21 protein-coding genes and 2 rRNA genes are annotated in these 22,862 nt (G+C 61.0%); 15 read left to right on the top strand and 8 right to left on the bottom strand.

All coding sequences use genetic code 11. From position 1 onward, the window contains the following. Nucleotides 1-132 (top strand): 23S ribosomal RNA (locus tag AC1DWG_RS27935); the annotation flags it as partial. 151 nt (nucleotides 133-283) lie between these two features. Next, nucleotides 284-399, top strand: a 5S ribosomal RNA gene (gene rrf / locus AC1DWG_RS27930). Between the two features lie 67 nt (nucleotides 400-466). Here the strand turns inward: rrf and AC1DWG_RS27925 are convergent. The 4 genes from AC1DWG_RS27925 to AC1DWG_RS27910 all read right to left on the bottom strand — a co-directional run bounded on the left by AC1DWG_RS27925 (nucleotide 467) and on the right by AC1DWG_RS27910 (nucleotide 3,421). Beyond that, nucleotides 467-1,219, bottom strand: a complete 753-nt coding sequence (locus AC1DWG_RS27925; RefSeq protein ID WP_477756100.1) for a bestrophin-like domain — start codon at nucleotides 1,217-1,219, stop codon at nucleotides 467-469. 201 nt (nucleotides 1,220-1,420) lie between these two features. Then, on the bottom strand, nucleotides 1,421-1,834 hold the full coding sequence (locus tag AC1DWG_RS27920; protein WP_477764696.1) for a VOC family protein: 414 nt from the start codon (nucleotides 1,832-1,834) through the stop codon (nucleotides 1,421-1,423). A gap of 89 nt (nucleotides 1,835-1,923) precedes the next feature. Next, nucleotides 1,924-2,583: a TetR/AcrR family transcriptional regulator gene (locus tag AC1DWG_RS27915; protein ID WP_477764695.1), complete on the bottom strand. Its 660-nt coding sequence runs from the start codon at nucleotides 2,581-2,583 to the stop codon at nucleotides 1,924-1,926. Continuing rightward, a complete protein-coding gene (locus AC1DWG_RS27910; protein ID WP_477764694.1) occupies nucleotides 2,570-3,421 on the bottom strand; it encodes a 3-hydroxybutyryl-CoA dehydrogenase in 852 nt (283 codons plus the stop codon). Before AC1DWG_RS27910 ends, AC1DWG_RS27915 begins: the two co-directional genes overlap by 14 nt. A 163-nt stretch (nucleotides 3,422-3,584) precedes the next feature. Here AC1DWG_RS27910 and AC1DWG_RS27905 point away from each other — a divergent pair, with 163 nt between their 5' ends. Further along, entirely contained in the window at nucleotides 3,585-4,637 is a 1,053-nt protein-coding gene (locus tag AC1DWG_RS27905) for an AraC family transcriptional regulator (RefSeq protein ID WP_477764693.1), read from the top strand. Between the two features lie 83 nt (nucleotides 4,638-4,720). On the opposite strand, the gene AC1DWG_RS27900 is transcribed toward AC1DWG_RS27905, so the two are convergent. Next, a complete protein-coding gene (locus tag AC1DWG_RS27900; RefSeq protein WP_477764692.1) occupies nucleotides 4,721-5,947 on the bottom strand; it encodes a YbfB/YjiJ family MFS transporter in 1,227 nt (408 codons plus the stop codon). Between the two features lie 112 nt (nucleotides 5,948-6,059). Here AC1DWG_RS27900 and AC1DWG_RS27895 point away from each other — a divergent pair, with 112 nt between their 5' ends. Beyond that, on the top strand, nucleotides 6,060-6,935 hold the full coding sequence (locus AC1DWG_RS27895; RefSeq protein WP_477788648.1) for a LysR family transcriptional regulator: 876 nt from the start codon (nucleotides 6,060-6,062) through the stop codon (nucleotides 6,933-6,935). A gap of 34 nt (nucleotides 6,936-6,969) precedes the next feature. Here AC1DWG_RS27895 and AC1DWG_RS27890 read toward each other — a convergent pair whose 3' ends face one another. After that, nucleotides 6,970-7,692 (bottom strand): pirin family protein, encoded by a 723-nt coding sequence (locus tag AC1DWG_RS27890; protein WP_477764690.1) that lies wholly within the window; start codon nucleotides 7,690-7,692, stop codon nucleotides 6,970-6,972. A 258-nt stretch (nucleotides 7,693-7,950) separates the two neighbouring features. Between AC1DWG_RS27890 and AC1DWG_RS27885 the strand changes: the two genes are divergently transcribed. Further along, nucleotides 7,951-8,901, top strand: a complete 951-nt coding sequence (locus tag AC1DWG_RS27885; protein WP_477764689.1) for a GlxA family transcriptional regulator — start codon at nucleotides 7,951-7,953, stop codon at nucleotides 8,899-8,901. 151 nt (nucleotides 8,902-9,052) lie between these two features. Then, nucleotides 9,053-10,537, top strand: coding sequence for an ATP-binding protein (locus AC1DWG_RS27880; RefSeq protein ID WP_477788647.1), 1,485 nt, complete (start codon nucleotides 9,053-9,055; stop codon nucleotides 10,535-10,537). Here the strand turns inward: AC1DWG_RS27880 and AC1DWG_RS27875 are convergent. Continuing rightward, nucleotides 10,502-13,306: an ATP-binding protein gene (locus AC1DWG_RS27875; RefSeq protein ID WP_477788646.1), complete on the bottom strand. Its 2,805-nt coding sequence runs from the start codon at nucleotides 13,304-13,306 to the stop codon at nucleotides 10,502-10,504. The two genes, AC1DWG_RS27880 and AC1DWG_RS27875, sit on opposite strands and share 36 nt — an antisense overlap. Nucleotides 13,307-13,591: 285 nt before the next feature. Here AC1DWG_RS27875 and AC1DWG_RS27870 point away from each other — a divergent pair, with 285 nt between their 5' ends. After that, a complete protein-coding gene (locus AC1DWG_RS27870; protein WP_477788645.1) occupies nucleotides 13,592-14,167 on the top strand; it encodes a flavodoxin family protein in 576 nt (191 codons plus the stop codon). Nucleotides 14,168-14,202: 35 nt separating this feature from the next. Further along, on the top strand, nucleotides 14,203-15,027 hold the full coding sequence (locus AC1DWG_RS27865) for an alpha/beta fold hydrolase (protein ID WP_477764685.1): 825 nt from the start codon (nucleotides 14,203-14,205) through the stop codon (nucleotides 15,025-15,027). 36 nt (nucleotides 15,028-15,063) lie between these two features. Here the strand turns inward: AC1DWG_RS27865 and AC1DWG_RS27860 are convergent, their stop codons facing one another. Then, nucleotides 15,064-15,519, bottom strand: a complete 456-nt coding sequence (locus tag AC1DWG_RS27860) for a helix-turn-helix domain-containing protein (RefSeq protein ID WP_477764684.1) — start codon at nucleotides 15,517-15,519, stop codon at nucleotides 15,064-15,066. A 261-nt stretch (nucleotides 15,520-15,780) separates the two neighbouring features. Between AC1DWG_RS27860 and AC1DWG_RS27855 the strand changes: the two genes are divergently transcribed. The 7 genes from AC1DWG_RS27855 (at nucleotide 15,781) to ycaC (ending at nucleotide 22,739) form a co-directional block, all read left to right on the top strand. After that, the gene (locus tag AC1DWG_RS27855) at nucleotides 15,781-16,770 is read left to right on the top strand and encodes an MBL fold metallo-hydrolase (RefSeq protein WP_477764683.1); all 990 of its coding nucleotides are present in this window, start codon (nucleotides 15,781-15,783) and stop codon (nucleotides 16,768-16,770) included. 47 nt (nucleotides 16,771-16,817) lie between these two features. After that, a complete protein-coding gene (locus AC1DWG_RS27850) occupies nucleotides 16,818-17,738 on the top strand; it encodes a LysR family transcriptional regulator (protein WP_477764682.1) in 921 nt (306 codons plus the stop codon). An 898-nt stretch (nucleotides 17,739-18,636) separates the two neighbouring features. Beyond that, the gene (locus tag AC1DWG_RS27845; protein WP_477755081.1) at nucleotides 18,637-18,996 is read left to right on the top strand and encodes a DUF6124 family protein; all 360 of its coding nucleotides are present in this window, start codon (nucleotides 18,637-18,639) and stop codon (nucleotides 18,994-18,996) included. 191 nt (nucleotides 18,997-19,187) lie between these two features. Then, on the top strand, nucleotides 19,188-19,604 hold the full coding sequence (locus AC1DWG_RS27840; RefSeq protein ID WP_218432098.1) for a DoxX family protein: 417 nt from the start codon (nucleotides 19,188-19,190) through the stop codon (nucleotides 19,602-19,604). Beyond that, nucleotides 19,597-20,205, top strand: a complete 609-nt coding sequence (locus tag AC1DWG_RS27835; RefSeq protein ID WP_477755080.1) for an antibiotic biosynthesis monooxygenase — start codon at nucleotides 19,597-19,599, stop codon at nucleotides 20,203-20,205. The genes AC1DWG_RS27840 and AC1DWG_RS27835 overlap by 8 nt, the downstream gene beginning before the upstream one ends. After that, nucleotides 20,205-22,043, top strand: coding sequence for an amidohydrolase (locus tag AC1DWG_RS27830; protein ID WP_477755079.1), 1,839 nt, complete (start codon nucleotides 20,205-20,207; stop codon nucleotides 22,041-22,043). Before AC1DWG_RS27835 ends, AC1DWG_RS27830 begins: the two co-directional genes overlap by 1 nt. 69 nt (nucleotides 22,044-22,112) lie before the next feature. Continuing rightward, nucleotides 22,113-22,739 (top strand): isochorismate family cysteine hydrolase YcaC, encoded by a 627-nt coding sequence (gene ycaC / locus AC1DWG_RS27825; protein WP_095942850.1) that lies wholly within the window; start codon nucleotides 22,113-22,115, stop codon nucleotides 22,737-22,739. The last annotated feature ends 123 nt before the right edge of the window (nucleotides 22,740-22,862 follow it).

Below are 22,862 nucleotides of genomic sequence, written 5' to 3'. Positions count from 1 at the left end.
TCAAGATGAGATCTCACTGGGACCTTGAGTCCCCTGAAGGGCCGTCGAAGACTACGACGTTGATAGGTTGGGTGTGTAAGCGCTGTGAGGCGTTGAGCTAACCAATACTAATTGCCCGTGAGGCTTGACCATATAACACCCAAGCAATTTGACTACTCGAAAGAGCATCAGATTGCGGTGTGTGAAGACGCAATGAACCGAAAGTTCGACGCTCACAAAACACCGAAAGCTATCACATACCCAATTTACTGATACGTCGAAAGACGCTTCGGTACCCGAATTTCTTGACGACCATAGAGCATTGGAACCACCTGATCCCATCCCGAACTCAGCAGTGAAACGATGCATCGCCGATGGTAGTGTGGGGTTTCCCCATGTGAGAGTAGGTCATCGTCAAGATTAAATTCCGAAACCCCTATCTGCGTCTGCAGGTAGGGGTTTTGTTTTTGTCCGCAGGAAATCGAAACTACTGCCCCAACCGTTCCAGCGTATGCGTCAACGGTTCCAGAGACACACAGATAAAACCATCAAGCGGCCGATTGAGCTCTTCCACCAGCAAGATTGTTGCCCCGGTCGACAGGGCACACATCAACAGCACGACGACAATGGTCCCGTTGCGTGGTGCAAACAGGCCGAAGGAACCGAAGATAATCGCAAGCCACGACACCAGGATCACCAGCATCACCGGTGGGATCGATTGATTGGCTTGCAGCAGGGTCAACCAGCGGGTGGCAAAAACCGTGTCCATGTCTTGCAATGCCGCGGCTTTGAGTGAGCGTTGATCATCGTTGCCCGGCGACAGTGATTCGACCTGGCGTTGTAGACCTTCAGAGCGACGGATGACTTCGGGGCTATCGAGCGTTGCAATCTGACGGTGATCGCGAGAGGCGAGTACTTCCGTGACTTCGGCGTAGTTGTGCTTGAGCTCGGTGCGGATGTCCTGGGTGCCGGCACCGTAGCGGGCCAGCATGCGGTCGAATTGAACCACTTTCGCCGCCGCACCCTCCAGTTCGGCATTAGCCGTATCGAAGGTGCTTTTGGCTGAGGAAACGAGCAGGCCGAGAACCAGCGCCGACATCGTTGCGATGAGGCCGGTAGCCAGCTTTACCACCGCGACGGAGTCATCGCTCAGATGATGGCTAGGTAATCGCTCCCTTACGTACGAGCCCAGTAGTGCGCTGCCGAACAGGCAGGCGAAAACGATGAGGGCGATCACCACATCATTCAAATTCAACCTCCGCTGACGGTGTCTCCGGGGCGTGGGGGAAACTATTGGTACTTGATCACGATGCCTTTGAGTTTGCGCCGCTATCCATGTGGCTAGTTGACGGTAGCAGACAGACCGGGAGTTGCCAGAACGCCCAACCTTTTCAGGTTGGGCTTTTTTGTGCCTTCAATACTGTCGTTCGACAAAGGCCGTTTACTGATCCTTTTCGCAATTGACCATCCACGACACACCAAAACGGTCGACCAGCATGCCAAAGCGCGCCGCCCAGAACGTGGTTTCCAGCGGCATTTGCACGTTGCCACCGTCCGCCAGGGCATTGAAGACCCGCTCGGCCTCGGCAATGCTGTCGACGTTAAGTGAAATCGAACAGCCACTCATTTTATCGATGGGGCGATCCGGTGTGGTGTCCGAGCCCATGATGGCCTGATCGCCCACGATCAGGCGGGTATGGATGATCAGGTTGTGCAGATCCTTGGGGAAATGCTCACCGGCCGGCGTTTCGCCGAAGGTCAACATGGCTTCGATCTGGCCCTGCAGGCACTGCGCGTAGAACGTGAAGGCCGCTTTGCAGTCGCCGTTGAAGATAAGGTAGGGATTGATTTTCATGGTCGGCTCCAGGTGCTCGAGTACATACATCGGTTTGGACGCCGGTTTTTTCGGCGAATTCCGATTGTGTCGAGCCGACAAGCAAAGCGCTAAATCTTTGTCGAAGCTTGTGTTTCTTTAGATGTTTTTTCGATAGGCCGCGCGAGGCTTATCGCCTCCGGCATACGCCGTGGTGCAAGCACACGTTCGATGGCGCCGCTGACCATGCTTTCCAGCAGCTCCTCACGTTCCTGCTCGTCCAGCACATGGGGCGTCAGCCAGGTGGGGGCGCTGTTGAGCAGGGCACCAATGGCATGCCCGGCGGCTAGCAGGCCTTGCTCGCTGAAACGGGACTTCGCGCCCAGCATCTTCAGCAGCGTACGTTCGTATTGCTCGCGCAATTGTTGAACCCGAGCCTGTTGCTCTTCGTTCAGGCAACCGCTGTCGCGCTCCACCAGGCGGAAATGCCAAGGCATCTCCCGATGCAGATTCAGATGGGCGCGGATCAGGCTGTTGAGTTTGTCGCGTTTGCCCGGGGCTTTTTGCTGGATACGTCCCAGGGTGGCCAGCAACTCCTCGTAGAACTCCTCGATCAGGTCGAGCAGCAGATGCTGTTTGCTCGGGTAATGGTGATACAGCGAGCCTGGAGAAAGCCCCAGGCACGTCGCGAGCTCACGCATGCCGACCTGGCCGAACCCCTTGCAGGCAAACAGCTCCAGGACTTTGTCCCGGTACTCGGCAAAGCGCGAGCAACGCTCAGGCATAGGCATGGAAGCCGCGCCCCGTTTTGCGTCCCAGGTAACCGGCGGCGACCATTTCCTTGAGCAACGGCGCCGGGCGATATTTGCTGTCGTTGAAACCGTCATAGAAAGCTTCGAGGATCGACAACAGGGTATCCAGGCCAATCAGGTCCGCCAGGGCCAACGGGCCGATAGGCTGATTGCAGCCCAGGCGCATGCCGGCGTCGATGTCTTCGGCGCTGGCCAGACCTTCCTGGAACACCAGGATCGCTTCGTTGATCATCGGCACCAGGATCCGGTTGACCACGAAGCCCGGACGGTTGCCGGCGGTGATCGCGGTTTTGCCGAGGGTGGTCGCCATGTCCAGCGCCAGTTTGTGGGTCGCGTCACTGGTTTGCAGGCCGCGGATGACTTCGATCAGGCCCATCACCGGCACCGGGTTGAAGAAATGCAGGCCGATGAAGCGCTCAGGCTGGCTGACACTGGCGGCGAGTTGGGTGATCGACAGCGACGAGGTGTTGGAGGCAATGACGCATTCGCTGCTGACTTGCGCGGCGATCTGTTGTAGCACACGCAGTTTCAGGTCGAGATTTTCCGTCGCCGCTTCGATGACCAGCTGCGCGTTTTGCAGGCTGCCGTAATCGGTGCTGGTGCGGATTTTGTCGAGGGTGGCCTGTTTCTGCTCCAGCGTCAGGGTTTCCTTGGCGATCTGCCGGTCCAGGTTTTTACCGACGGTTGCGACGGCTTTTTGTAACGCGCTTTCTGATATGTCGAGCAAGGTCACGTTGAAACCGGCCATGGCGCAGACTTGTGCGATGCCGTTGCCCATGGTGCCCGCACCGATCACCCCGATGTTTTGCAGATTCATGTTCCCATCCTTCGATCAAACCCTGCGATACCTTGGCCGCGACTGCAGCCGAAGGCGTACTATTGCCGCGAGTCTAGAGCCGGCAGGGCGGTTGTCCTATGCCAAAACTGTTCAACGGCAATGATGTTTTTTGCCATTCGGGTGATGAGAGAGAAGCGTACCAATGCGGGAAAAGGACTCGGTTGCCGCCTATTTCGTGCAGGCAATGATCCATGGGCTGAGGGATGACCCGCAGCGCGTGACGGCCGTGCTCGAACAAGCGGGCATTGATCCGGCGGTCATGCACCAACCCACGGCGCGGGTGCCGGCCAACGCGTTTGCGGCGTTGTGGCTGATACAGATTCGCGAGCTCGACGACGAGTTTTTCGGGCTCGACTCCCATGGCATGCCGCCGGGCAGTTTCGCCCTGATTTGCCGTGCCCTGATTCAGGAACCCGATCTGCACAAGGCCATGCGCCAATGCCTGGCCAACTTCGGGTTGTTCCTGTGCGACTTTCGCGGCTCGCTGGCCGTGCGTGGCAAGCGTGCGGTGATCAGCCTGGAAACCCGTTCGACGGATAACGATGCCAGTCGGTTTGGTGAAGAAACGTTCCTGGTGTTGATGATCAGCCTGCTGTGCTGGCTGGGTGGCCGGCGCATTCCCATTGATCGCGCGGACTTCCGCCATTCGCGCCTGTCGCTGGGTGACGATCGCCTGCTTTGGGGCCCAAACCTGACCTTTGGTGCCGAGCGCACCGAAATCGAATTTGCCAGCCACTACTTGCGCCTGCCCGTGGCGCAGGACCTGGCTTCGCTAAAGGTGTTTCTGCGCACCGCGCCGCAATGGCTGGTGATCCGCTTTCGTAACCAGCATGGCCTGGCGTCACAGGTTCATCAGCGCTTGCGCGGCAGTCATTACAGCGAATGGCCGACATTGCAGGCCTTTGCCCTGGAACAGCACCTGAGCCCCAGCACCTTCCGCCGCAAACTGGAGCGTGAAGGCTGTTCCTATCAGGAGATCAAGGACGAAGTACGCCGTGGCGTAGCCTTCGAGCAACTGCGTCAGAGCGACGCGAGCATCAGCGATATCGCCGAGCAACTGGGTTTCCAGGAACCCAGCGCCTTCCATCGGGCGTTCAAGAAGTGGACCGGGGAAAGCCCGGGGCGCTATCGGGCCCGCTATCAGGGGGAGCAGGGCGTTGAGGTCGCCACCCTACAGGAACCCTGCGAGCCCTGAGCCATCGTCGGTCCGGTAGCAGGATTTCAGGGCCACCGGGTTCGGTGATTTCGATCAGGGTCATGGTCTGCGGGAGTGTCATTTCATACACCTGCATTGAGCGTTGGCGATTTGGTCGAGCGACTGAGCAGTCGGCTGCCCAGTTCCAGCAACAGCGCTACAACGATGGCCCCGGCGGCAATCACGAACATCAAGGCATGATGGCCACCACTGGCATTGAACAGCGCCGAATAAGCAAACCCCGAGAGGGCCTGGAACGTCGCGAACGACACGGTGGCGCGGCTCCAGGCAATCTGCTGCTGGTGATGGTTGGGGATCAATTCATGCACCCGGGCCAACGCCAGCGGCACGATGCCGGGCGGGAAGGAGCCGAGGATCACCGCCAGCAAAGCCAATGCCGCGAACGAACTGCTGATCGATAAAAGGCCAACCGCCAACGCCTGTATTACCAGCACGATGCGGATCCCCGTTTTCGCGCCCAGTTGGTCGGCCAGAAAACCGTAGCTCACTGGCCCGACAATCGCGCCAAGGCCATACATCACCCAGATCAGCGCGCCGACATGCGCCCCGGCATTGAGCCCCCGGGCGACGTAATCCACCAGGAATACCATGGCCGGCACCAGTCCGGCGGCCATGAACGCGTATTGGGCGAACAGCAGGTAAACGCTCGGGTCGGTGGGGGCAGGCGACGAGGTATCCGACGGCGCAGCGGCGACCGGGTGCGCAGCGGTTGGCCAGCCAAACCAACTGGCGGCGGTGAGGACCAGGGCCAACAAGCCAAGGCCGAACCAGGTTTGCTGCAAGCCGAGGCTCAGCAGCGGCGGCACGATCGTTCCCGAGCCGGCAATGCCCAAGCCGATGCCAAGGAATATCGCACCGCTGGCCAGGCCCCTGCGGGTTGCCGGTACGTGAGGCAATACGGTTCCCGCCACCAACACCATGATCGCGCCACCGGCGATCCCCGACAGCAGGCGCCAGCCGAAGAACCAGCTCATCGACAACGGAAAACCACAGGCGAAAAACGCCAGCGTCACTGCCAGCATCATCAGGCGCAGGGCGGTCTTGTTCGAGGTCCGGCGTGCCAGCGGATGGCCGATCAGTGCGCCGATCAGGTAGCCCACCAGATTGGCTGCACCGAGGTACACCACGTCGCTGGCGGAAAACCAGTGGGCCTGGATCAGTGAGGGAATCAACGGCGTGTAGGCGAAACGCGCCAGGCCGATGCTGACCAGGCTGGCGCAGAGGCCGGCGAAGATCGGCAGCCAGATCGCGCTGGGCGCCGGGGTAAGGGGAGGCGATGAACTGTGCATGTGCATTGTCCTGTAAGGTCACTCAGGCCTCCAGCATATCGAGGTTTTTCGAAGCATTAATGCAGCGATTACGCGCTATGATGATGCGTAATTGCATCATCAGGAGAGTGTGATGAATTGGGATGACGCCCGGGTATTTCTCGCGGTTTGCCGTGAATCGACGTTGCGTGGTGCGGCGCGGGTGTTGGGGGTCGACCAGGCCACGGTCGGCCGGCRCATCACGGCGCTGGAAAAGTCATTGAGTGCGACCTTGTTCCTGCGTACCTCCGAAGGTTATGCGCTGACGGCTGTCGGCGAAGCGGCACTCAAGGCCGTAGAGAAAATGGAGCATTCGGCGCTGGAGCTGGAACGCCAGATCCAGGGCCTGGACGAACGCCTGACCGGCACGGTTCGCGTCAGCACCACCGACTCCCTGGCGATCGATTTCCTGATCCCGGCGATCGCTCGTCTGCATCGAAAACACCCGGATGTACGGGTGCAACTGGACGCCACCACGCAGATCCTCAGCCTGGCCAAACGCGAGGCGGACATCGCCGTACGCAACACCCGACCGGACAACCCGGACCTGATCGCTCGCCGAATCGCCCGCTGGCCGGTGGGTCTGTTTGCCTCGCAAGCCTATGTCGATGCCCTCGGCGTGCCGGAGCCCGGGTCGGCGTTCGCCGGGCATGACCTGGTGGTGTATCAACCGTACTTGCAGGGCAACAAGGACCTGACGCTGGTCTCGGAACCGGTGGCACGCGGGCGGATTGTCGCGAGCCTCAGTTCCAGCCTGCTGGTGCGCCGCTCGATTGCTGCGGGAATAGGGGTCGGGGAAATTCCGGTGTACATCGGGGAGAAGGAGGGGCTGGTCAGGTTGTGGCCGGAGCGCTCGCGGCCGTTGCCCTATGACATCTGGCTGGTAACCCATGCCGACCTGCGGCATACGGCCAGAGTCCGGGCGGTGATCGATGAGATTGTCGCGGGGTTTGCCGGGACTGGTGAGTAACCTGTAGGAGCGAGCTCGCTCCTACAGGGATCTGTCATGGCATTTCCGGCAATTCCTGTGGACGCAGGTCAAACACCAGCACTTCGGCATCCACGCCATTGCTCAGGGTCAGTGCCTGTTCATCACGAACCCGCATACCGTCGCCTTCCTGCAACAACACACCGTTGAGTTCGACGCTGCCCCGGGCCACGTGTACATAGGCGTAGCGGTTGGCGGCGAGTTCCAGGGTGGCGCTTTCCTTGCCGTCGATCAGTCCGGCATACACCCGTGCATCCTGACGCACCTTCAACGAACCCTTGGCGCCGTCCGGCGAGATGATCAGTTGCAGGCGCCCACGTTTTTTCTGGGGGCTGAAGTGCTCTTGCTGATAACGCGGTTTGGCGCCACTGACGTCGGGCACGATCCAGATCTGCAGAAAGTGCACCGCCCGGGTGCTGGAGTGGTTGAACTCACTGTGGGCCACGCCACTGCCTGCGCTCATCAGTTGCACGTCGCCGGGGCGGATCACCGAACCGGTGCCCAGGGTGTCCTTGTGTTCCAGGGCACCTTCAAGCACATAGGAGAAAATCTCCATGTCGCGGTGCGGGTGCTGGCCGAAGCCTTTACCGGCGGCAACGCGGTCGTCGTTGATCACCAACAGGTCAGAAAAACCCTGCTCTTTCGGGTTGCGATAGCTGGCGAAGGAAAAGGTATGGAACGACTTCAACCAGCCGTGATTGGCCAGGCCACGATCCGAGGCTTTGCGAAGAGTCAGCATGATGAAATCTCCTGTGGGGACGTGAATTCGTCCGACTGAGGAGAAGGTTAATGGTTACTGGTTGATGCAATAAGTAGGTAGAAATTGAAATACTGTCTCGTTGTGGTTGACGGTTTTTTGTGAAATGAATCGCCGGTGTTTGAGGCATAATTCGCCCTAACTCCCGACGACCAAACCTGTGGGAGCGGCGGTGCGGCGATCCCACAGGTTTCAATGTCAGTCAATGCTTCCTGATTTGATCCCAGTGAATTCCAATCCATGAAAACCGTGGCAATGGTGCTGTTTCCCGACTTTCTCCTGCTCGATATGGCCGGGCCCATGGAAGTGTTTTCCATCGCCAATCGTTATCTGAAACCCGACGATCACTATGTGCTGTCGACCATCGGCACTGAGCCCGGCGCACTGCGGGCGTCCAACGGGGTGAGCGTGCATGCCGACCGGCACATCGATCAGGCCTGCGAGGGTTTTGATTTGCTGCTGGTGCCCGGTGGTCCCGGTGCCTACAACGAACGGCATCCGCCATTGCTCGACTGGCTCAGGCACAACGTCAGCCGGTCCGCCGCTTATGGCTCGATCTGCACCGGGGCGTTCGTGTTGGGGCATGCAGGTTTGCTCGACGGCTATCGCGTCACCACCCATTGGCACTACACCGAGCGGCTGATCAAGGGCTTTCCGAAGGCGACCGTCGAGACCGATCAGATCTTTGTCCAGGACCGTAACCTGATCACCTCCGGTGGCGTCACTGCCGGGATCGACCTGGCGTTGTCGGTGGTGGCGCAGGACCACGGCAAGAAAGTCGCCCAGGACGTGGCCAAGGTGTTGCTGGTGGTGATGAAGCGCCAGGGCGGACAGGCGCAGTTCAGCCCGTTGATGGCGGCGGTGGCGCCTCACGAAACGGCGATTACCCGCGTGCAGAACCATGTGCTTGAACATCTCGATGAAACCTACAGCATCGAGCGCATGGCGGGTCTGGCCAACATGAGCCCGCGCCACTTCGCCAGGGTGTTCGCCCGGGAAGTGAACATGACGCCGATGGAGTTTCTGCAAAGCGCACGCATCGATTGCGCCAGGAACCTGCTGGAAACCACCGAGTTGCCGCTCAAAACCGTGGCGTTCAAAAGTGGCTTCGGCAGTGTGCGGCACATGCGTTTTCTATTCAGTGAAAAGCTCGGCCTGACCCCGACCCAATACCGCGAGCAGTTCAGCTAGCGCGCATGTCCGTCGTGCGCACCGCAATGGCCGTGACGCTCCCCCCGTGGCAGTTGTATGGTCACCGAGGCCTGCCAAGATACCGCTGAACTCATTGCAAGGACGGTGCGGGGCCTGGGCTGGAAGCCAGGTTTCCAGCGGGTGACGGCCCATGAACAGCCTCAGAGATATAAACAGCGAAGCGGTGCTGCAATTCGGGCCCTACGCTTTCCACCTCAGTCAGCGACTGGTGCTGGAGGGCGATCGACCGCTGCGCCTGGGCGGCCGTGCCCTTGACGTGTTGCAGGTGCTGGTCGAGCACGCAGGTTCAGTGGTCAGCAAGGAAGAGTTGATTGCGCAGGTCTGGCCGCGCTCCGTGGTCGAAGAGATCAACCTGCGGGTGCACATTGCCGCCCTGCGTCGTGYCCTGGGCGATGGGCAGAACGGCCAGTGCTACATCGTCAACATTCCCCAGCGCGGCTACAGTTTTGTCGCCCCGGTGCAGCTTTCGCCAGAGCCTGTAGCGTTCCCGAGCGGGACCGTACAAAAGCTCCTGCACAACCTGCCGGCGCGGCTCACGCCGATTACCGGGCGCGATGCGGTTGTCGGCAGCCTGGTGCGGCAGTTGCCGGTGCGCCGATTCATGACCCTGGTCGGGCCTTGCGGGATCGGCAAGACCACCGTGGCGCTGCGCGTGGCCGAACTGTTGTTGCAGCACTATCGGCATGGCGTGTGGCTGGTGGACCTGGCGGCGATCGATGACCCGGCGCAAGTGACTGATTACCTCACTCGAACCCTTGAACTGAAGGTCGGCACCACGCTGGAGACGCTGGCGCAGCGGCATGCCTTGTTGGTGCTCGACAATTGCGAACACCTGCTCGAACGCTGCCAGACGTTGATCGAAACACTGCTGCACTCGATGCCCCGGCTGTCGATCCTCGCCACCAGCCGCGAGCCCCTCAAGGCGTCTGGCGAAACCGTATTGCGTCTGCCACCGCTGGCAGTGCCGCCGGCGTCAGGGCTGCGTAGCGTCGCCGAGGTCATGGGCTATTCGGCGGTGCAGTTGTTCGTCAGCCGTGCCCGGGCTCGATTGCACGGGTTCACCCTGCGCGAACAAGACCTCAGGACCGTACGGGATATCTGCCGACGCCTCGATGGCCTGCCGCTGGCGATTGAACTGGCCGCGGCGCAAATCGATGCGTTGGCGCTGGTGGGGTTGCAAGCGCAACTCGACAACTGTTTTCAGCTGCTGACTCAGGGCCGCCGCACAGCCGTTCCCCGACATCAGACCCTCAAAGCCGCTCTGGACTGGAGCTACGAACGGTTGACTGCCGTGGAGCAAACCGTGTTGCAGCGTCTGGCGGTGTTCAAAATGGCGTTTACCCAGGAGGCAGCGATTGGCGTAATCAGCTGCGACGTGCTGCCGGTGGCCGAGCTGATCAAGGTGATGGAGAACCTCGCTCTCAAGTCACTGCTGTCCCAGGAGCAGGGTGGCGGTGTGACCCGTTACCACTTCCTCAATACCACCCGCACCTACGCACTGGAAAAACTCGAACTCAGTGGCGATTTGCGTGCCCTTGAAATGCGTTATGCCGGCTACATCAGTCAAGCGCGCTGGCCTTCAGGCGGGCAGGTGGCATTGCAACTCGTCGAGTAGCCGGCGAACCGTCATCAGGTCTGGCGTGGCAAAACCTTCGGTGAAGCGCTGGTAGATCGGTGCCAGCAGGTCATACGCCCTTTGGCGGTGGCCTTGACGCTGCCACAGTTGCGCCAGCGAGGTGGCGCTGCGCAGCTCCCAGGCCAGGGCACCCTGGGCTTTTGCCACCTTGAGTGCCTTGAGCAGCACGGTTTCGGCCGTTGCTACATTGACCGGGCAATCCGTTGCCAGCAATGTCTTGGCCCTGGCCCGCAGAATCTCTGCCGTGCTCCAGCCCGACACACCGTTTTGCGCGCGTTCGAGCAAACCATCGTCGACGTATGCCGTATCCAGCGTGACCATGATGTCTTTGATCAAACCGACACTTTGGCGGCCGGTCGGTCGAACATCGGTGCCGCCGATAACCTGCGCGTAGTATTGCGCCCAGTTGTAGAACAGTAGAACCGAGTGTTTCTGCGCCTGTTCCAGGAGCAGGCGCAGGAGTTCGCGGGCGCAGCGGGTGTCGCCGTTGTAGTAAGCGATCAGGCAGCCGGAGAGCGCCAGGGTGTAGCAGATCGATGTGCCGTGGTTGATCTGCAATGCGATGTCCAGTGCCTGCCGGGCCGCGCGCCAGGCCTGCTCCGGTTGGCCTTGCAGCCAGAGGATGCGCGCGTGGATGGTCAGCGCCGCAACGCTCTGGTCGTATTGCACGCCGAAACCATGGGTGAAACGGTTGAGATGACCGCTGTGGGCCATGCGTTGCAGCACCTGTTCGGCATGCTCCCGAGCCTGATGCTGGTCGCCGCAGAAGTGCAGGGCCAGTACCCGCAATCGATGCATGCTCAGGGACATCAGGGCGTCGTCATGCAGCCCCAGTTGATCGAATTGTCGGCTCTGCTCCTGGGCCATCCGGTAATGACCGCAACAGAGATTGACCGCCAGGTGACCGGAAATCGCCAGTAACTGGCCAGCCACATCGTTGCACTGTCGGGCCAGGCGGTGGGCGCTGACGAAGGCGCCGACGGTTTCGTCGGTACCCCCCTGCGCGTGATAACAGGCGCTGCCCAGGGCCAGCATGAGGGCCATCTTCAGGCGCGGGCAAGGCTCGGGTGACTGCTCGAGCAAGGCCAGGGCCTTGCGCACATAACCGCCGTGTTCCTTGAACAGTGACAACTCCTGCCACATGGGAGTGGACTTCGCGGCCAGGCGTATCGCCAGTGCCTGCGGCCCTTGAGCGTGCAAACCCCAATCGAGGGCTGCACGGATGTCCTCCAGAGCCCGGCCATAGCGCTCGATCCACAGGTCGGTCGAGGTTTTCTCCCAGTCGTCCTGCGCCTGTTGCATCAGCACCAGGCAGCGCTCGGCATGGCGTTCCCGCGTGCCGGGCAGGTCGGCGGTTTGCGCAAGTTTTTCCAGGGCGTAGCCGCGGGTGGTGTCGAGCAGACGGTAGTACACGTCTTCGTCGCCCACTTCCACGTTCAGCAACGACTTGGCGACCAGTTGCGTGATTGAACCGAACACCTCGCGCGGTTCTATGTGTTCGCCGACAATCACCGCGGCTGCCGACTCCAGGGTGAAACCAGCGCAAAACACACTCAGTCGGCGCAGGCAGGTCTTTTCGCAGGCAGTGAGCAGTTCGAAGCTCCAGTCCAATGTTGCACGCAGGGTCTGATGGCGTGCCAGGGGCGTCTGGCAGGACTGGTTCAGCAACCGGAAGCTGCTTTGCAACTGCGCCAGCAAGCCGTGCAATCCGAAGTTGCCCACTTGCGCCGCTGCCAGTTCGATGGCCAGTGGTATGCCGTCCAGTCGATGGCAAATGTCTATCAGCAGCGGCAGTTCATCATCGGTCAGTTCAAAGCTGTCATGACTGGCCATGGCCCGCTCGACAAACAGTTGCAGGGCGGAAAAGGTCATGGCCTGGGCGCGGTCGAGGACGGCGATGGGCGGCGGGCAGTCGAGTGACTCCAGACGCTGGACGAATTCCCCTTCGGCCCGCAGGCTCTCGCGGCTGGTGGCGAGGATGTGCACGTGCGGCGCACTGCGCAGAATGTCTTCGCTGAGCTGGGCAATGGCGTCGACCAAGTGTTCGCAGTTGTCGATGATCAGCAGCATGTGGCGATCGCGCAGAGAGTCTGCAAGTCCGCTCAGGGGAGCGTCGTCGTGCAGGGCCAGTTCGAGTAGCGTCGCCAGATGACCGTTAATCATCAGCGGGCAGTTGATCGGGGCCAGGTCCAGCAGGTGAATGCCGTCCCGGTAGCGACCGATCATTTGTTCGGCGACCCGCAGGGCTACGGTGGTCTTGCCGATGCCGCCGGGGCCGACGAGGGTGATGAAGCGCTGGCGGGGCAGTTGCTCCATCAGGTTGTCGACCAGGGTCTGCCGGCCGATCATGCGCGTGTGGCGCACCGGCAGGTTATGCCGGCTCGACGCGGTACGTGCGGGCCCCGGCGCTTGCTCGGCCTGTTCCAGTGAATGCGGGGCGACGAAACTGTACCCGCGCTGGGCCACGGTGACGATGTAGCGCTGGCCGGCCTGACCGTCGCCGAGCGCCCTGCGCAACGCGGCCATTTGCACCCGCAGGTTGATGTCTTCGACCACGCTGCCGGGCCAGACCCGGGCGATCAATTGTTGCTTGCTGACCACGTTGCCGGCGTGTTCCAGCAGGATCAACAGGATGTCCATGGCGCGCCGACTCAGGCGCAAGGGCTGGTCGGCCTCCATCACCAGGCGTTGTCCGGGGTAGACCCGGTAGGGGCCGAAATGAACAGCCTGTTCGGGGGAAAGGGTCAACGAGTCGCTCCTGCTGCATCCGTCTAATACGCGGTTTTCGAGCATATTCCTCAGGTTTTTTACCCAGCGCAATGCGCCGCCCGGGTGACTGAAGGGGCAGGCATTGACTCTAACGTATCGGCCAATGGCTGTCGGTCCCGTGATCATTGGGCGCGACAGACGGACAGCAGTTGCCGAGGCTTTTTGCGCGCCATGGAAATTTAACAACGTTTAACTCGTCGCGCGTCCGGTCTGCGCCAAAACTCGCTCCTACAAAGGGATTCAATCCATCGCAAGGACAGAGCAATGAGCAACGTGGTGGTGGTCTATCACAGTGGCTACGGGCACACCCGGGTCATGGCCGAAGCCGTGGCCGGGGGCGTGGAACGGAACCTGGGCAGCACCTGCCAGTTGATTCCGGTCCAGGAGGTGGACGAGCACTGGGAGCGGCTGCACAACGCCGACGCCATCATCTTCGGCGCGCCGACCTACATGGGCAGCGCCTCGGCGGCCTTCAAGGCATTCATGGAGGCCACGGCGGCGTTCTACCTGGCCCAGCCCTGGCGCGACAAACTCGCGGCCGGTTTCACCAATTCCGGCTGCCTGTGCGGCGACAAACTCAGCACCTTGTTGCAAATGGCCGTATTCGCCGCCCAGCACTCGATGATCTGGGTCGGCCTCGACCTGCTGCCGGCGCGTTCCAGCACCGGCGCGTTCAACGGCCAACTCAATCGCCTGGGTAGCTCACTGGGCGCCATGGCCCAGTCGAATGTCGAACAATCCCCCGACGATGCCCCTCCGCCCGAGGATCGCTGCACCGCCGCGCACCTGGGCGAGCGCGTGGCGCGCCTGGCGGATCGCATGAACCCGCTATCGGTTTGATTCACACCCCAACCCTCGTTAAGGAGGCATCACCCATGAGCACCTTTACTACCCGCGACGGCGTCGAGATCTACTACAAGGACTGGGGCACCGGTCAGCCGATTGTCTTCAGTCACGGCTGGCCGCTGAACGCCGACAGCTGGGAGTCGCAGATGATTTTCCTGGCCTCCAAGGGCTACCGGGTCATCGCCCACGACCGTCGCGGTCATGGGCGTTCCAGCCAGCCGTGGTCGGGCAATGACATGGACCATTACGCCGACGATCTGGCGCAGTTGATCGAGCTGCTCGATCTGCAAAACGTCGTGCTGTTCGGCTTCTCCACCGGCGGTGGCGAGGTGGCACGTTACATCGGTCGCCACGGCACCGGGCGCGTGGCCAAGGCCGGGCTGATTTCCGCGGTGCCGCCCCAGATGCTCAAGACCGAAGCCAACCCCGGCGGCCTGCCGCTGGACGTGTTCGACGGCATCCGCCAGGCCTCGCTGGCCGACCGTTCGCAGCTGTACATCGACCTCGCCAGCGGCCCGTTCTTCGGCTTCAACAAACCCGGCGCGAAACCGTCCCAGGGCATGATCGACTGGTTCTGGATGCAGGGCATGATGGCCGGGCACAAGAACGCCTATGACTGCATCAAGGCGTTCTCGGAAACCGACTTCACCGAAGACCTGAAGAAGTTCGACGTGCCGACCCTGGTGGTGCATGGCGACGCGGATCAGGTCGTGCCCTACGAAGCGGCGGGAGTCTCCTCTGCAAGGCTGGTGAAGGGCTCGACCCTGAAGATTTACCCGGGCGCCCCTCACGGTTTGACGGACACCCACAAGGATCAGCTCAACGCTGACCTGTTGGCGTTCTTGAAAAGTTAAAAAGCCGGATCAAAAGATCGCAGGCTTCGCCAGCTCCTACAGGGTTGCGTGCATGCCCGTAGGAGCTGCCGAAGGCTGCGATCTTTTGCTTTTAAGGCCATGCACCACCTGACTGCGCCACGCAAACGGATTGATGCCTTCGCTGCGGGTGAAAATGTGGCAGAAGTGCGCCTGATCGCAGAAGCCGCATTCGAGGCTGATCTGCGTAAGGCTCATGTCGGTGTACTGGATCAATTGCTTGGCCAGGGCCACGCGCTGCTGGCGGATCCAGTCCTGGGGCGAGAGGCCGGTGCTGCACTTGAACGCGCGGGAGAAGTGACTGCGCGAGAGGGCGCAGGCCTGTGCCAGTTCGCTGACTTCCAGGCTGTCGCCCAGGCGTTCGAGGATCAGTTGTTTGACCAGCCGTTCGCGCTGCGAGCTGAGGCCGCCGGTGTTGGTCTTGCGTGGTTCGCTGGCAAGTGCGCGGGCGGAGGTGTGCTGTGGGAAAGCCATGGCCATTGTCCGGTCGGGGGAGGAAAAGCACTGGCGCCCGGTTTGAGCGATCAGCACCGTTACTCTGGAAAAACAGTTCTGCGCTGAGGGCTTCATTGTTGGCGGCGCCCGCTGTGGCTGACGAGTTAAACGTTGTTAATTCCATGCCCGAGGTTGTGAACACAGCACATCGTTGCAAGTGCGGGCGACGTCGATGGGCACAAGATGCGCAATCTGGAGCGGGCCACAACGGACCGTCGATTGGTTTGAAAAGGTGAACAGATGAAACGGACATGGCAGGGAACGCTGGGCGCCATCGGCCTGGTTCTGATATCCGCCAACGCGCTGGCCCAGGCGCCTGCGCAGGTGGGCTCGCAAGTACCCGGTTACTTCCGGCTGGCGCTGGGGGATTACGAAGTGACGGCGCTGTTCGACGGTTATAACGACCTGTCGCCGAAGCTGTTGCAAGGCATGAGCCAGAGCCAGATCCGCGCGCTGTTGGCCCGTCGTTCGATTGAAACCCCGGGTGTGCAGACCGCCTTCAACGCCTTTCTGGTCAATACCGGTAAACAGCTTGTCCTGATTGATACCGGGGCAGGGCAATGCATCGGTCCTACCGCCGGCCAGCTTGCGGCCAACCTGCAAGCGGCCGGCTACAAACCCGAGCAGGTGGACGCCATCCTGATCACCCACCTGCACCTGGATCACGTCTGCGGTCTGGTGGATGGCCAGCAGCAACCGCTGTTCGCCAATGCCACGGTGTACGCGGCCAAGGCCGAAGCCGACTACTGGCTCGACCCGCAGGCGTTGGCCAAGGCACCGGAAGCGGCCAAGGGCTACTTCAAAATCGCCCAGGATTCCACCGCACCTTACGTGGCCGCCGGCCGATTCAAGACCTTCACCCCCGGCCAGTCGCCGCTGCCGGGCGTGGTCGAGGCGCAACTGGAAGCCGGACACACGCCGGGCAGCACCACGTACCGTTTCACCTCGCAAGGGCAAAGCATCCTGTTCATGGGCGACCTGGTGCACAACCTCGCCGTGCAATTCCTGCACCCTGAGGTATCGATCGGTTTCGACGTCGACAGCCAGCATGCGATCAAAAGCCGCAACCAGGTGTTCAGTGCCGCTGCCACCAGCAAGACCTGGGTGACGGCGGCGCACCTGCCATTCCCCGGCATCGGTCATATCACCGCCGAAGGCAAGCATTTCCAGTGGGTGCCGGTGGAATACGGACCGTACAAACGAGCGGCGAACGTGCCGTTGATCGAGTAAAGTCGGCAGTTCTCGCGCCTGGCCGACCACACAAGGAACCCGAGCCTATGAACCGTAACGATCTGCGTCGCGTCGACATGAACCTGCTGGTGATTTTCGAAGCCCTGATGTTCGAAAAGAACCTGACCCGCGTCGCCGAAAAACTGTTCATGGGTCAGCCGGCGGTGAGCGCCGCGTTGGGGCGTTTGCGCGATCTGTTCGACGACCCGTTGCTGTTGCGCAACGGTCGCGGCATGGAACCGACGGCGCGTGCGTTGGCGATTCTCAAGGAGTTGCAGCCGGCGATGGACACCATTTCCGGCGCGGTCAGCCGGGCCAAGGAATTCGACCCGGAGACCAGTTGCGATGTGTTCCGCATCGGTCTGTCGGACGATGCCGAGTTTGGTTTGTTTCCACCGTTGCTGCGTCAGTTGCAAGAGGAAGCACCGGGCATCGTCGTGGTCGTGCGGCGGGCCAATTACCTGTTGATGCCGGCGCTGCTGGCGTCGGGGGAAATCTCGGTGGGTGTGAGTTACACCACGGATCTGCCGGCCAATGCCAAGCGCAAGAAGCTGCGCGATATTCCCTGCAAGGTGCTGCGCGGCGACACCCGGCCGGGGACGCTGACCCTGGATGAGTACTGCGAGCGGCCTCATGCGATGGTGTCGTTCTCGGGGGACTTGAGCGGCAATATCGATCTGGATCTGGCGAAGGTCGGGCGCTGTCGTCGTGTGGTGCTGGGGGTGCCACAGTTCAGTGGGTTGCGGGCGTTGCTCGCCGGGACCGAGATGATTGCCACCGTGCCGGATTATGCGGCGTGTGCGTTGGTGGAGGGGTGTGGGTTGCGGGCCGAGGATCCGCCGTTCGAGATTGAGGCGGCGCAGTTGTCGATGGCCTGGAGCGGGGTGCATGACAATGATCCGGCGGAGCGGTGGTTGCGGTCGCGGATCAGTCAGTTCATGTCTGTGGCTTTGGATATTCCTTCATGATCGAGTACATATCCGTTTCTGCGGTAACGGCGGCTGGCGGTTTCGCCCTTACGGCGAGTCACTTTTTTTACAAGCGCCTAAAAAAAGTAACCAAAAAAACGCTCGCCCCGAACGTACGGCCCCTCGCTTAGGCTCGGCGTTCCTTCGCTGCGGTATTCATCCGGGGGCATTGCCCTCCGGTCGGCTTCGCTTCGACCTACATGCAATGAGTTCGACTGCGTCGAACGGCGCTGCGCGCCCATCCCCGGATGAACACCTCCACTCAGCCTGCCGAGGGGGCGGGTGGATCAAGATCAAGAGCTGCAGGCGAGCTAACGCTCGGCCTGATGAGTGGTGAGAAGCGTCTGTGTACGCCGATCAACTGTAGGAGCTGGCTTGCCAGCGAAGGCGGCCAGCCAGCCAACCAATCTCTCACAGATGTACTCAGCACCTGTAGGAGCGAGCCTGCTCGCGATAGCGGTGGATCAGTCAACACCAGTGCCGGATGTAATGCCGCCATCGCGAGCAAGCTCGCCACAGGGAATATGCAGTGTTCTGACAGCCCTGTTTAAAAGCCGTCAGCCTCTATTCCTGAAAGCCACACCGCCTTGCGTCGTTGCCTACAACTACGCCAGAATCCGCCGGCTTGTGAGTCTTGTACTCGGTCTTTATCGTTTCCCTGTCGCTGTAACTTCAGCGACCGGGTTTAGCGACCCGACCAGGTATAAGCGCAACAAGGCTCCAGTCTCTATTGCACATATTCGTGTGTTTGCAATTTTCGACATGGTGGCTGTGCGCGGGAGACCTTCGGGTCTGCCGGGTCTTATACCTCCCGGTTCGCTAACCTGCGTACAGCTGCCACCCTTACTTGTTTAGCGACGGGTTTTGGTGGTTTTATCAGGTATAAAGGAGCTCCGCCATGTTCAAACCAACCCCGAATCCCCCGCAATCCGACGACGTTTCCCCCTACGATTCGCTCGACTCCAGAAAGCTCCACGAAGCCGCCGACCGCGCACTGGATCACTACCTCAATCCCCCGAAAGATCCGGCTCCATCGCACAAACCCAGCACGATGTTTGTCATCGCCCCCGACATCAATACCGAAACGCTATTGGCCCACGCCTGCGAATCCCTGGCCTCGGCCAGCATCATGGCCAGTGACCTTGCGGGATTTCTGCAAAGCCCTCATCGCAACGCGCTGCTGGGGATTGCGCAGATCATCATGCTTGGTGAGCTGGCGGTGAATCGGGCGCTGGATAATCTCGACCCGCAGGAATAACCCGGTAGAGGCAACAACAAATAAACCTGTGGGAGCAAGCTCGCTCCCACAGGGTTCCATGTCGTTTGGTCGATCTCGGTCTTCCCGCAAACAGAGCACGTACATTCAATTTTTCCTCCCCCCGTCCCGGCACTATCGAATCCAGTCCCGGCGCATCGGTGCCGGTGTTTTTTCATTTGTGCGGGTAGGCCATGGACGCTTCGCGACGCGATGATCGGGCGCAAGACTGGGGGCTGCTGTTCCTGCGGGTCAGCGGCGGGCTGTTCCTGTTGTGGGTGCACGGTTTGCCCAAGCTGCTGCACTACAGTGCCGAGTTGCAAAACATCGAAGACCCTTTCCACCTGGGCGCGAACCTGACGCTGGTGCTGGCGATTTTCGCCGAGGTCGTGTGCCCGCTGCTGATCGTCGGCGGGTTGCTGGCGCGTCTGGCATGTTTGCCTATTCTGTTTGTGCTGTGGGTGTCGATGTTGATCGTGCATCCGCAGTGGACCCTCTTCGAAGGCCAGTTCGGCTGGCTGTTGCTGATTGTCTTCACCAGCATTTTCATCGCCGGGCCGGGACGGCTGGCGCTCAATGTCCGTTTCGCCGGAGCCTTGCGTTATGTCTGAATCCAATCGCCGTGAGCCGGCAAGTCCCGGGCCTGATGAGGTGGTGACCCTGATCGTCAAACACCGGGTCAAGGCCGGTTTCGAAGTGCCTTATGAAGCCTGGCTGCGCAACATCGTCAAGGTGGCCGCACAGAACGTCGGGCACTTGGGCGTGGATGTGGTGCGTGGCAAGCACACCGGCCTCGATACCTACACCTGCGTGCTGCGTTTTTGCTCGACCGAAGCGATGCAGAACTGGCTCGATTCACCGCAACGCCAGGCACTGGTCGACGAAGCCGCGCCGATGCTCGCCGATGGCGACCAGACCGAAGTCAATCCGGTCAACGAGTTCTGGTTTTCGCCCCAGGCCGAAGCCGGGACGCCACCGCCGCGCTGGAAGCAAGCAGTGGTGACGCTGCTGGTGATCCTGCCGCACACCTTGCTGGTGCCGCTGCTCTGGGGGCCGTTGTTGCGGCTCAACGCCTTGCTCTCCAACTACGTGGTTGCCACGTTCCTGATCACCCTGACCATCGTGCTGTCGGTGGTTTACATCTTCATGCCCATGGCGACGCGTCTGTTTGCGCCCTGGCTGTCTCCCGCTACTTTGCACGAGGAACCGTGATGAACGCCGATCTGATTCTGTTCAATGGTCAATTCCACACCGTTGACCGCGAAAAACCGCTCGCCAGCGCCGTGGCGATCAGCGACGGTCGTTTTGTCGTGGTCGGCAGCGATGCCCAGGCCATGGCCCTGCGTGGTTCGAACACCCAGGTGATCGACCTCAAGGGCCGTTGTGTGGTTCCCGGGCTCAACGACTCGCACTTGCACCTGATCCGTGGTGGCTTGAACTACAACCTGGAACTGCGTTGGGAAGGTGTGCCGTCACTGGCCGATGCCTTGCGCATGCTCAAGGATCAGGCTGACCGCACGCCGACGCCGCAGTGGGTGCGGGTGGTCGGTGGCTGGAACGAATTCCAGTTCGCCGAGAAACGTATGCCAACGCTTGCAGAGCTCAATCAGGCCGCACCGGACACACCGGTGTTCGTCCTGCACCTGTACGACCGCGCCTTGCTCAACCGCGCCGCGTTGCGCGTAGCCGGTTACACCCGCGACACGCCGAACCCGCCGGGTGGCGAGATCGTGCGCGACGCCAACGGCGAGCCGACCGGCATGCTGGTGGCGCGGCCCAACGCGATGATTCTGTACTCGACGCTGGCCAAGGGGCCGAAGCTGCCGCTGGAGTATCAGGTCAACTCGACCCGCCAGTTCATGCGCGAACTCAATCGCCTGGGCCTGACCAGTGCCATCGACGCCGGCGGCGGTTTCCAGAATTACCCGGACGATTACCAGGTGATCGAACAGTTGGCGAAGGATGAGCAACTGACCGTGCGCATCGCCTACAACCTGTTCACCCAGAAGCCCAAGGAAGAGTTGACCGACTTCAAGAACTGGACCGGCAGCGTGAAGCTGCACCAGGGCGACGATTACCTGCGGCACAACGGTGCCGGGGAAATGCTGGTGTTCTCGGCGGCGGACTTCGAAGACTTCCTCGAACCGCGCCCGGACCTGCCGCAAACCATGGAAGCGGAACTGGAGCCGGTGGTGCGCCATCTCGTTGAGCAACGCTGGCCATTCCGCTTGCACGCCACCTACAACGAATCCATCAGCCGCATGCTCGACGTGTTCGAGAAGGTCAATCGCGACATTCCGTTCAACGGCTTGCCGTGGTTTTTCGACCACGCCGAAACCATCACCCCGCAGAACATCGAGCGAGTGAGGGCGCTGGGGGGCGGCATTGCGATTCAGGATCGCATGGCGTTCCAGGGTGAATACTTCGTTGAGCGTTACGGCGCGAAAGCGGCCGAAGCCACGCCGCCGATCAAACGCATGCTGGCCGAGGGCGTACCGGTGGGCGCCGGTACCGACGCGACCCGGGTGTCGAGCTACAACCCGTGGACCTCGCTGTACTGGATGGTCAGCGGTCGCACCGTCGGCGGCATGGAGTTGCACGCCGAAGGCCTTTCGCGCCTGACTGCACTGGAACTGTTCACCCATGGCAGCGCCTGGTTCTCGTCGGAGCAAGGCAAGAAAGGCCAGATCAAGGTCGGGCAATTGGCCGACGTCGCGGCCCTCAGCGCGGACTTTTTCAGCGTCGACGAAGAGGCGATCAAGTGGATCGAGTCGGTGCTGACCGTGGTCGGCGGCAAGGTGGTGTACGGCGCCGGTGACTTCGAGAAGCTCGGGCCGGCCAGCGTACCGGTGCTGCCGGACTGGTCGCCGGTGGTGAAGGTCCCGGGCCACTGGCGCCCGACGTCGCCGATGCAGGCCCAGGTTCACCATTGCAGCGGCCCGTGCGCGGTGCATTCCCACAGTCATGAACGGGCGCGCCTGTCGAACGCGCCGGTCAGCGATTTCGCCGGTTTCTGGGGCGCCTTTGGCTGCTCGTGTTTTGCCTTCTGACCCATTTAAAAAAGCGCCGGCCCAACAGGTCGGCGTTGACTGCGACAACCATCCACCAAGGAGTTTCCAATGAGCAACGTACCTTACAAGCGCCTGAACAAAGACGATGCCGTGGTATTGCTGGTCGACCACCAGACCGGTCTGATCTCGCTGGTACAGGATTTCTCGCCCAACGAGTTCAAGAACAACGTGCTGGCCTTGGGTGACATCGCCAAGTTCTTCAAATTGCCGACCATTCTAACCACCAGTTTCGACAGCGGTCCGAACGGTCCGATCGTGCCGGAGCTCAAGGCGCAGTTCCCGGACGCGCCGTTCATTGCACGCCCGGGCCAGATCAACGCCTGGGACAACGAAGACTTCGTCAAGGCGATCAAGGCCACCGGACGCAAGCAACTGATCATCGCCGGTGTGGTGACCGACGTATGCGTGGCGTTCCCGACCCTGTCGGCCATTGCCGAAGGCTTTGAGGTGTTTGTGGTGACCGATGCTTCCGGCACCTTCAACACCACCGTGCAGCAAGCGGCCTGGGCACGCATGTCGGCCGCCGGTGCGCACCTGCTGAACTGGTTCTCTGTGGCCTGCGAGCTGCAAGGCGACTGGCGTAACGACATGGAAGGCCTGGCCAACCTGCTGTCTGAGCGCCTGCCGAACTATCGCAACCTGATCAATAGCTACACCAAATTTACGGCCAAATAAGACCCGTCAGTCGCTCCCACAAGGGATCCAGGCTGTTCACAGTATTTGTGAATGACACAGATCCAGTGTGGGAGCGACGGTGCGGCGATCCGACCTGCTCGAGATGGAGGCGACGCGGTTTGC

It is taken from the genome of Pseudomonas sp. P4_B3, from assembly GCF_056402295.1.
The sequence above is the reverse complement of the archived record's forward strand: the minus strand, read 5'-3'. Positions and strand labels throughout refer to the sequence as shown.

Bases quoted from the DNA above. Each gene is read 5' to 3' on its own strand.
- AC1DWG_RS27870 (WP_477788645.1), top strand. From the start codon at position 13,592: ATGAGCAACGTGGTGGTGGTCTATCACAGTGGCTACGGGCACACCCGG.
- AC1DWG_RS27855 (WP_477764683.1), top strand. From the start codon at position 15,781: ATGAAACGGACATGGCAGGGAACGCTGGGCGCCATCGGCCTGGTTCTG.
- AC1DWG_RS27830 (WP_477755079.1), top strand. From the start codon at position 20,205: ATGAACGCCGATCTGATTCTGTTCAATGGTCAATTCCACACCGTTGAC.
- AC1DWG_RS27885 (WP_477764689.1), top strand. From the start codon at position 7,951: ATGAAAACCGTGGCAATGGTGCTGTTTCCCGACTTTCTCCTGCTCGAT.
- AC1DWG_RS27890 (WP_477764690.1), bottom strand. From the start codon at position 7,692: ATGCTGACTCTTCGCAAAGCCTCGGATCGTGGCCTGGCCAATCACGGC.
- AC1DWG_RS27920 (WP_477764696.1), bottom strand. From the start codon at position 1,834: ATGAAAATCAATCCCTACCTTATCTTCAACGGCGACTGCAAAGCGGCC.
- AC1DWG_RS27860 (WP_477764684.1), bottom strand. From the start codon at position 15,519: ATGGCTTTCCCACAGCACACCTCCGCCCGCGCACTTGCCAGCGAACCA.
- AC1DWG_RS27850 (WP_477764682.1), top strand. From the start codon at position 16,818: ATGAACCGTAACGATCTGCGTCGCGTCGACATGAACCTGCTGGTGATT.
- ycaC (WP_095942850.1), top strand. From the start codon at position 22,113: ATGAGCAACGTACCTTACAAGCGCCTGAACAAAGACGATGCCGTGGTA.
- AC1DWG_RS27865 (WP_477764685.1), top strand. From the start codon at position 14,203: ATGAGCACCTTTACTACCCGCGACGGCGTCGAGATCTACTACAAGGAC.
- AC1DWG_RS27915 (WP_477764695.1), bottom strand. From the start codon at position 2,583: ATGCCTATGCCTGAGCGTTGCTCGCGCTTTGCCGAGTACCGGGACAAA.
- AC1DWG_RS27835 (WP_477755080.1), top strand. From the start codon at position 19,597: ATGTCTGAATCCAATCGCCGTGAGCCGGCAAGTCCCGGGCCTGATGAG.
- AC1DWG_RS27905 (WP_477764693.1), top strand. From the start codon at position 3,585: ATGCGGGAAAAGGACTCGGTTGCCGCCTATTTCGTGCAGGCAATGATC.
- AC1DWG_RS27845 (WP_477755081.1), top strand. From the start codon at position 18,637: ATGTTCAAACCAACCCCGAATCCCCCGCAATCCGACGACGTTTCCCCC.
- AC1DWG_RS27910 (WP_477764694.1), bottom strand. From the start codon at position 3,421: ATGAATCTGCAAAACATCGGGGTGATCGGTGCGGGCACCATGGGCAAC.
- AC1DWG_RS27900 (WP_477764692.1), bottom strand. From the start codon at position 5,947: ATGCACAGTTCATCGCCTCCCCTTACCCCGGCGCCCAGCGCGATCTGG.
- AC1DWG_RS27840 (WP_218432098.1), top strand. From the start codon at position 19,188: ATGGACGCTTCGCGACGCGATGATCGGGCGCAAGACTGGGGGCTGCTG.